Raw genomic sequence first — 7,871 nt, forward strand, 5'->3', positions numbered from 1 at the left:
AATGATAAGTGATTAATGATAAATGGAAAACCAAATCATCAAACTTCTATCTTACTTTAAATTATTTTTTCTTTGCAGGTTCTGCTGCTCCTGGTTTAGGGCGTTTTGCGCCGTATTTAGAGCGTGATTGCTTACGACCTTGAACTCCAGAGGTATCTAAAGCACCACGAACGATATGATAACGAACACCTGGTAAGTCTTTTACACGACCACCACGTACGAGTACGATTGAGTGTTCTTGAAGGTTGTGTCCTTCGCCTGGGATATACGCAATTACTTCGATACCATTAGACAAACGAACTTTAGAAACCTTACGCATCGCTGAGTTTGGCTTCTTAGGTGTAGTCGTATAAACACGAGTACATACTCCACGCTTCTGAGGACAAGAATCCAAAGCTGGAGATTTCGATTTTTTAATGATTTCTTTGCGTCCCTTGCGAACTAATTGTTGAATAGTAGGCATTTCCGAAAAAAATGTTTAGACCACTTAAATACTGTTCTTCTCTAAAAGTCTATTGGAACAAACTGAATCGCTGTCAGTAGGTTCTTCAAACACTCCTAAGCCTATAATGTAATATCGTAGGTGAGGAATTTAAGTAGCGTGCTATAATAAAATTTAATATAAGATTAGCAACGTCTGAAAAAGGAATTTTCTATCTAATAAGAATTTAATTGATACGATTTAATCCAAATTTCAAGAAAATACGCATTTTTTCAGAACTGCAAAGGTAAAAATATTTTTTGTGGATTGCAAGAAATAACGAAGTATAATTCATTTAAAACTCAGAGCATTCTATAGAATATAGAATACAACCCATTTTTTCCAACTTTGGAATTAATTCGTTTAGATAATAACTGAAATCTGTATGGCGAGGAGCATTTTTTAGACGTTTTTCTGCTGCGAAGACAAAATTTAGCTCATAACTATTTTGCTTGCTATATTCATAATCTAAAAAATTGAAATGTAAACCAAAATCTTCCCCTGTTATTGGGTGATATACAGATAAAGCTGTTGTTTGTTTTTTCTTTTCACTATCATCTAAAATATGAAAAACTTCTTCTATCGTTTCAAAATCTTGATAATCAAAATTACCGTTATCATCTATTGGCGTAGAAGAATAAGTACCACTCCAACTTTTCATTGTCCATACTTTCTCAGAAAACTCTTTCATAAAGGAAGACAGACGACTGTGGTTTGTAAGAAGTTGAATTGTAATTGACCTTGTAAGACCCATTTTATTATTTTTATACTAAAGTTCAATTAAAAAAAGGAACTTCAAAACTAATTTAAAATTCCTTTTTTAATCATTAAAATACTTTTTTTACATAATTCCGTCTTCTATACTTCCTCTAGTTGGCATAATAGGAATAGTATCTAATATTCCAGAGCGATTGTATTTACTACAATCTACATCAATAGACAAATCTGATTTTTTGATTAATGGCTCTTTTGGCAATACATAATCTGTAATGGTAGAATCCATATAGAGGGAATCCATAAACATTCCAAAGACTGGCATAGCCATTCTTGCCCCTTGTCCGTAAGCATAATTATTGAAGTGAATACTTCTGTCGTCTCCTCCTACCCACGTTCCGACAACTAGGTTTTTTGTCATTCCCATAAACCAACCATCAGAATAATTTTGTGTAGTTCCTGTTTTTCCTGCTATTTGAACTCCAGCCTTTCTAAATTTATATTTCCAAAGTCCTAAAGCTGTACCTCCTCGCTCTTCACCTGCTCCTGTAAGCATGTAAAGCATTGTTTTGGCATCTTCTTCTGAAAGTGCAGGGCGAGTTTTTGGAGAAAAATCACGAATCACACGACCGTTTTTATCTTCTATACGAGTAATGAAAATAGGCTCTGTCCAATTACCTTCATTATTGAATGTTCCATACGCCCCAACCATTTCATAAACAGAAACATCACTTACTCCCAATGCAAGAGCAGGAACAGGGTCTAAAGGAGCTTCTATCCCCATTCTGCGAGCATACTCAATGACTTTACTTGCGCCATTCTTAGCATCTAGCTCTCCAATAAGGTAAGCTGCAATTGTATTGACCGAACGAGCCAAACCTTGGCGAAGTGTCATGGTTTGTCCACTATACCCACCACTATTTTTGGCTGTCCAAGTTCCCCCAGATTCTAAGTTAAATGTTTTTGGAACATCTGTAACTTGAAAACAAGGATGAAATTTCTTTTCTGAAATAGCTGTTGCATATACAATAGGTTTGAAGGTAGAACCTGGTTGTCTGCGTCCTTGCTGTACGTGGTCAAATTGAAAATGTTTGTGATTTACTCCACCTACCCATGCTTTTATCTGTCCAGTATGTGGATCCATTGCCATCATTCCGATGTGCATAAAATGCTTGTAATATTTGATGGAATCCAATGGTGTCATAACAGAATCTTTTTCAAATCCTTCACTATTCCAATCAAATACCTTCATTTTGATAGGCTCGTTCATCTGCTTTTCCATATCTTGAGCTATCAAAGCAGAATCGCCATCATATTTTTCTCTTGTAAGACGATAACGCTCTGTTCTTTTTTGCGCTCTTTCTAAAAAGTTTTCTATTTCCTTTCCATATTCGTCTCGCCAAGGATTTTTGCCTTTCCATTGCTTAAAAAAGTTGGCTTGAAGCTCTTTCATGTGTCCTTTTGCTGCCCCTTCAGCGTGCTGTTGCATTCTTGAATCAATGGTAGTATAAATTCTCAAACCATCAGCAAACAAATCGTATCCGTTTTCTTTACACCATTGCATTACTCTATTTCTAACCACAGTTCTGAAATAAGGAGCAAGCCCGTTATGATGAGCATCTACTTCGCTATAATTTTCATTGGTTACAAGAGGTTCTTTTTTTAACTCTTCAAATTCTTGATTAGTGATATAATTGTATTGTTTCATCTGTCCAAAGACAACATTTCTACGAAACTTAGATTTATCTGGATTTCCGATAGCATTATAATAAGTAGGAGCTTTAAGCATTCCGACAAGTGTTGCAGCTTCTGGAAGTGTGAGGTCAATAGGTTCTTTATCAAAGTAGGTTTTTGCTGCTACTTTTATTCCAAAGGCATTTCTACCAAAATCTACTGTATTGAGATACCAATACAAAATTTCATCTTTCGTGTAAGAACGTTCTAACTTCACTGAAAGCATCCATTCCTTAAACTTAATAATTCCCATTCTGAGAATTTTATTATTATCTGGTGTTGTCCATGCTCCATGATAGCGTTCTGTACGAGTACTGAACAAATTTTTGGCAAGCTGCTGCGAAATTGTACTTCCTCCTCCGTCTGGCTTAAATCTAATAAGTCCTTTAGCTACACGCATCAAACTGATTAAGTCTATACCTGAATGTTCTCTAAAACGTATATCTTCTGTAGCTACTAGAGCATTAATTACATTAGGAGAAATTTCATCAAGAGGAACAGGCGTTCTGTTTTCTCTATAATACTTTCCCATCAAAACTCCATCAGAAGAATAGATTTCGGAAGCAACATTACTATTAGGATTTTCTAATTCTTTGAGGTCTGGCATTCCACCAAAATAACCTCCAAAGTCTTCTTGAATTGCCAAAACCCACATTGTAACAAAAAATAGCCCTAGTCCGAAGGCTGCCCAAGTGATTTTGATTATTTTTATAAATAAGGATTTTTTCAGCATGATTCTCTTTTTCAATCAGGCATAAGCCGTCGTTGAAGATATTATTTGAATAATTAACATACAAAATTGCAAAAAAATAAGGACTTTTTAAAATTGAAAAAGCCCTTCTACTGTTTTTTAATTTAGCATATCACGAATAATTTTTAAATGATGCCCTGTATGAATACCTAAAAAACGAATTGCCTCTTTTTTATTCAACTTCCCAAAATATGGATGTTCGAAATGAGCGTTTTTATCCAATGTATTTAATTTCAAAATTTGTTCTTTTATTTTTTCTACTAGGTCTCTGATAGATTCTTCCGTAATTGGATTTTCATTTCGAACTGCTTTTGGAGCTTTTGCTTTTCCCCTCGGAATATATCCAGTAGTCATGATTATGAGTTTTGTGAAATTGAATTTTGATTCAAATTCATTTGGATTGGATATTTCCATCTGTTGGCTTACTCCATAAATAACACGCAAGCTATGGTCTATTTGCCAACCCACCGTCGAATGTGTAACTTTTGAGTTTACTTGTTCCATTCTTGGAATATAAGATTCTAGTTCGGCAATTTGTTTTTGAAGAAGCATAAATGAAATGATAAGGGATGAAATATTTATTCAGCGAAGCTAATGGTAAATTATAAATGGTGAACAATAAATTAATTAAAACTTTATGAAAGCCTTTTTTAAAGACTTTAAAGAAGTTGAATAATTCACTTTAGAATACTGGACATGAGATAAAACGTTGTTGGTATCGCTACACTAAAATACCAACGAAAGGCACTTTTCCCTGTTCTGTGACTCACAGAACAGCAAATATCTGTTCATGTCCAGTACTCTAAATTCACTTTATCAACTCATTTATCACTTACCATTATTCAAGTTTAAGTCTTACGTTTTTTCTTCTTGGCAGCAGGAAAAAGAATATTATTCAAAATTAACCTATACCCCGGAGATTGTGGATGGAGATTTAAGTCGGTTGGAGGCTCTCCTACGTAATGCTGATAATCTTCTGGGTCGTGTCCTCCATAGAATGTCCACGTTCCTTTTCCCATTGTTCCGTGAATATAACGCACTTCATTTACAGTTTTGAATTCTCCCATTACCACAACATCTGACTTGACTAAATCTTTTCTAAAAGCTGTAGTTTGTCCCATAAATCCTTTGATTTTTGTTTGATGATTTTGGGTAAGCATAGTAGGAATAGGATCCCATTTGGCAGAAAACTGAAACAACTCAAAATAATCATTCTTCTCTGTAATACCTGTACGCTGACGATAACTGTTGTCTATGTTTGAGTATTCGTATTCAAATGGATTCAATACAAGTTTAAAGTCTTTGAAAGCAAATGTATTGTCAAATTTGAGTTTTTTATTGGCTGCTGGGTCGGCTGGGTCGCCATCATAAACTCTATCACAAATATCAATTCCTTCGGCTGCAAGTGCAATATCATACGTATCGGTTGCCGAACACATAGCAAACATAAATCCACCACCCAAGCAGTAGCCTTGAATTTTCTTCACAACAGCAAGTTTTAGCTCTGAAACTTTTTTGAAGCCATATTTTTTAGCTACTTCTTCATACTCTCTCTGCTGGTCTTGATACCATTTTTGCCCTGAATAGCTGGCATAAAACTTTCCGTACTGTCCAGTGAAATCTTCGTGATGAAGGTGTAACCAGTCGTATTCTGGGAGTTTATCTTGCATAATTTCATCATCAAAAATGACGTCATACGGAATTTCGGCATAGGTAAGAACAAGTGTAACAGCATCATCCCACGGCTGCTTCGATTTTGGAGAATATACAGCTATTTTTGGAGCAACTTCTAGCTTGACAACATCTTGATTGACATCAGCTTTTGCAATCTGATTACGAATCTGATTGGCTTGTGCTTCTGATATTATTTCAAAACTTACTCCACGTAGGCGCATTTCTTCCTCAAACACTCGTGAGTAGTCAAACATAAAACTACCTCCACGATAATTTAGAAGCCATTCGACAGTCATTTCTTGCTTCAAAACAGCAAAGGCAATTCCGTAGGCTTTCAAGTGGTTTTTCTGTGTCTCATCCATCGCAATCAACATCTGATTAGCTTTTGTGATGTTGGAAATACAGACAAAAAATACAATTAGTAATGATAGAATAAGATTTTTTTTCATAATTGGTTGGTTGAGTTTTAGGTCGTTGGTGAGGACACCAACAATGGCAATATAGATATACACAACGGCAGGGAAAAGGCATGCCTTCTCCTTACTCCTTACAAGTTGTAACAAAAATTATGCTTTCCTTCAAAAGTACGCTTTATTGGAGATAGTTAGAGCTATTTTTTATGTTTTAACGTTTGACACGAAAACGCCCAGCTTCTTTTGTCATCATTTTGTCATTTGGATTGAAAGGTTTAAGGTGTTCTGCCATACTTGTATCTGTTTTTAAGTTTTTGGAAATGATTTTATATGCCATTTCACGTATGGATAAAGTTAGCTTTTTGCTTTGTTCTTTGCCGTATTCTAGCTTCAATACTTCCAAAAAAGTTCGTTCTGCGTTTCTTGAGGTAGCATTATCATAGATTTCACTTAGTTTTTCTTCAATTATTTCCTCATTTTCTGTATCATTTCGAAGATTTACAAAATAATTGTTTAGGCAGTTGAAAGCATCAATATTTTTTTCCCAACCTTCCAATAAGAGTTCTTGTCCTTTCATTGGCTTTTGCATTTTATTTCTATATAAAAGTGCTGCTGCAATATATCTTCGACTATTTTTATGCTGTTCTATTACCTTTTCAAAGTAAAAATTAGCTTCTTTTTTTCTATCAATAGAGTTATATAAATCGCCTACCTTTTCATCTTTATTCAGTTCTTTATAGATTTCTATGGCTTCTTTTATCATATTTCCTTTCTCATAACATTCGGCAGCCTTATTTTTATTATTGATTTGTAGATAAATGAGAGCTGCATCTTGATAGAATTTTCCCCTTTCTAAAAGACTCGCAGCCGTATAGCGTTCTTTTAAAAGTTTTAGATAAATAAAAGCTGCCTTTTTATAATCGCCTTTTTCTATTAAATCTGTAGCTGTTTGTCGGTATTTATCCCTCAAGCGTTGAAAGGTGTTGTCTGCTAATGGTGCTGTACCTCCTCCTCTGTTATTTGACGTTCCGAAAAGCCCAAAATCGTTCCAACGTTTGTTTAGCTCAATTTCTCCTGCTGTTGTTCCTCTTGATGTTCCTTCTGTATCTGTTGGAATGGCGTATTTTAGAGCCTCTTCTGGATTGGTTTCAAAGAGTTCCATCAGCTTATCAATCTTACTTTGATTTCGTCTTTCCAACTCTTCATAATCTTGATAAAGATTATTTATGAACTCTTGGTCGGTTTCTTTGGAGAAAAAACCTTTTAGTTTTCCTAGTGTATGAAGCACATTCTTATCATCTAAAATCGGATTACCATCTTTGTCTTTTTTAATATCTTTTCTATCTCCAAAGGCTTTTTTGAGAAGGTTTAGTTTTTCTTTCTCCCAAAATGAGAGAGGTTTATCATTGAGAAAATCATCATCTTTTTCGTCTTTCTCTTTAAAAATACTTTCTTCTAAGTGCTTTAGATAATCTTCTGCTGAAATAGGCTTTACTTGAAAAGCTCTAATTTCTTTTGGAATGGAAACTGACTTGGCTGGTTTTCTCGGCTTGAAAGAATTTTGAAAATCCGTTTTTGGCATTCCAATTCTGAGTAAATCTTTGAGTGTTACGTAATCGGAAAGTTCAATCAGACTAGACTTTGTCTCAAAATTTGGATAAAAAAGATATTGGTTAGATGTACACAACTCTTCTAATTCGCTTTGATTCAATAAAGGAAAAATAGTAGTATGTTCTGGAAGAAATAAAGTACCTTCTATACATTGAAAAAGCTGATTCGCTCTCAAGTATTGTTTATCTATTCCATTATTTGAGTTATTAAAAACTATCAGACAACCAAAAAAAGTGTCATCAGAAGTATTTTTAAGAGGATAAATTTTCTCTACACTAATTTGCATTGCATCCATCTCAAAAATCCACTTTTGAATATCATTTCCTTTTATCAAGATGCCCTGCAAAGGAAAATTATTTTTTTCAGTACGTTTGAATTGTAACTGCATCGGAGTAGCGTAAAATATCTTGAAAGAATGAGATAAAAGTTGTTGATGTTCTAGGGTAAACGCATGAAAGATTTATGCAAAGACGACTTGTTCTAAATAGTCTTG

Annotated in this window: 6 protein-coding genes; all 6 read right to left on the bottom strand. The window is 34.5% G+C overall.

The features are described from left to right. Positions 1-61 precede the first annotated feature (61 nt). Complete coding sequence (gene rpsL / locus QZ659_RS14925) at positions 62-463, bottom strand: 30S ribosomal protein S12 (RefSeq protein ID WP_014798820.1); 402 nt, start codon at positions 461-463, stop codon at positions 62-64. 313 nt (positions 464-776) lie between these two features. Beyond that, positions 777-1,235 carry a hypothetical protein gene (locus QZ659_RS14930; protein ID WP_291726849.1) on the bottom strand — a complete coding sequence of 153 codons (459 nt, stop codon included), beginning with the start codon at positions 1,233-1,235 and terminating at the stop codon, positions 777-779. Between the two features lie 87 nt (positions 1,236-1,322). Then, the gene (locus QZ659_RS14935; RefSeq protein ID WP_291726851.1) at positions 1,323-3,662 is read right to left on the bottom strand and encodes a penicillin-binding protein 1A; all 2,340 of its coding nucleotides are present in this window, start codon (positions 3,660-3,662) and stop codon (positions 1,323-1,325) included. A gap of 117 nt (positions 3,663-3,779) precedes the next feature. Next, on the bottom strand, positions 3,780-4,232 hold the full coding sequence (locus QZ659_RS14940) for a hypothetical protein (protein ID WP_291726853.1): 453 nt from the start codon (positions 4,230-4,232) through the stop codon (positions 3,780-3,782). A gap of 296 nt (positions 4,233-4,528) precedes the next feature. Further along, positions 4,529-5,803 (bottom strand): asparagine synthetase B, encoded by a 1,275-nt coding sequence (locus QZ659_RS14945; RefSeq protein WP_291726855.1) that lies wholly within the window; start codon positions 5,801-5,803, stop codon positions 4,529-4,531. A gap of 175 nt (positions 5,804-5,978) precedes the next feature. Further along, on the bottom strand, positions 5,979-7,766 hold the full coding sequence (locus tag QZ659_RS14950; RefSeq protein ID WP_291726858.1) for a tetratricopeptide repeat protein: 1,788 nt from the start codon (positions 7,764-7,766) through the stop codon (positions 5,979-5,981). Positions 7,767-7,871 lie beyond the last annotated feature (105 nt).

This window comes from Bernardetia sp., from assembly GCF_020630935.1.
GTDB lineage: Bacteria > Bacteroidota > Bacteroidia > Cytophagales > Bernardetiaceae > Bernardetia.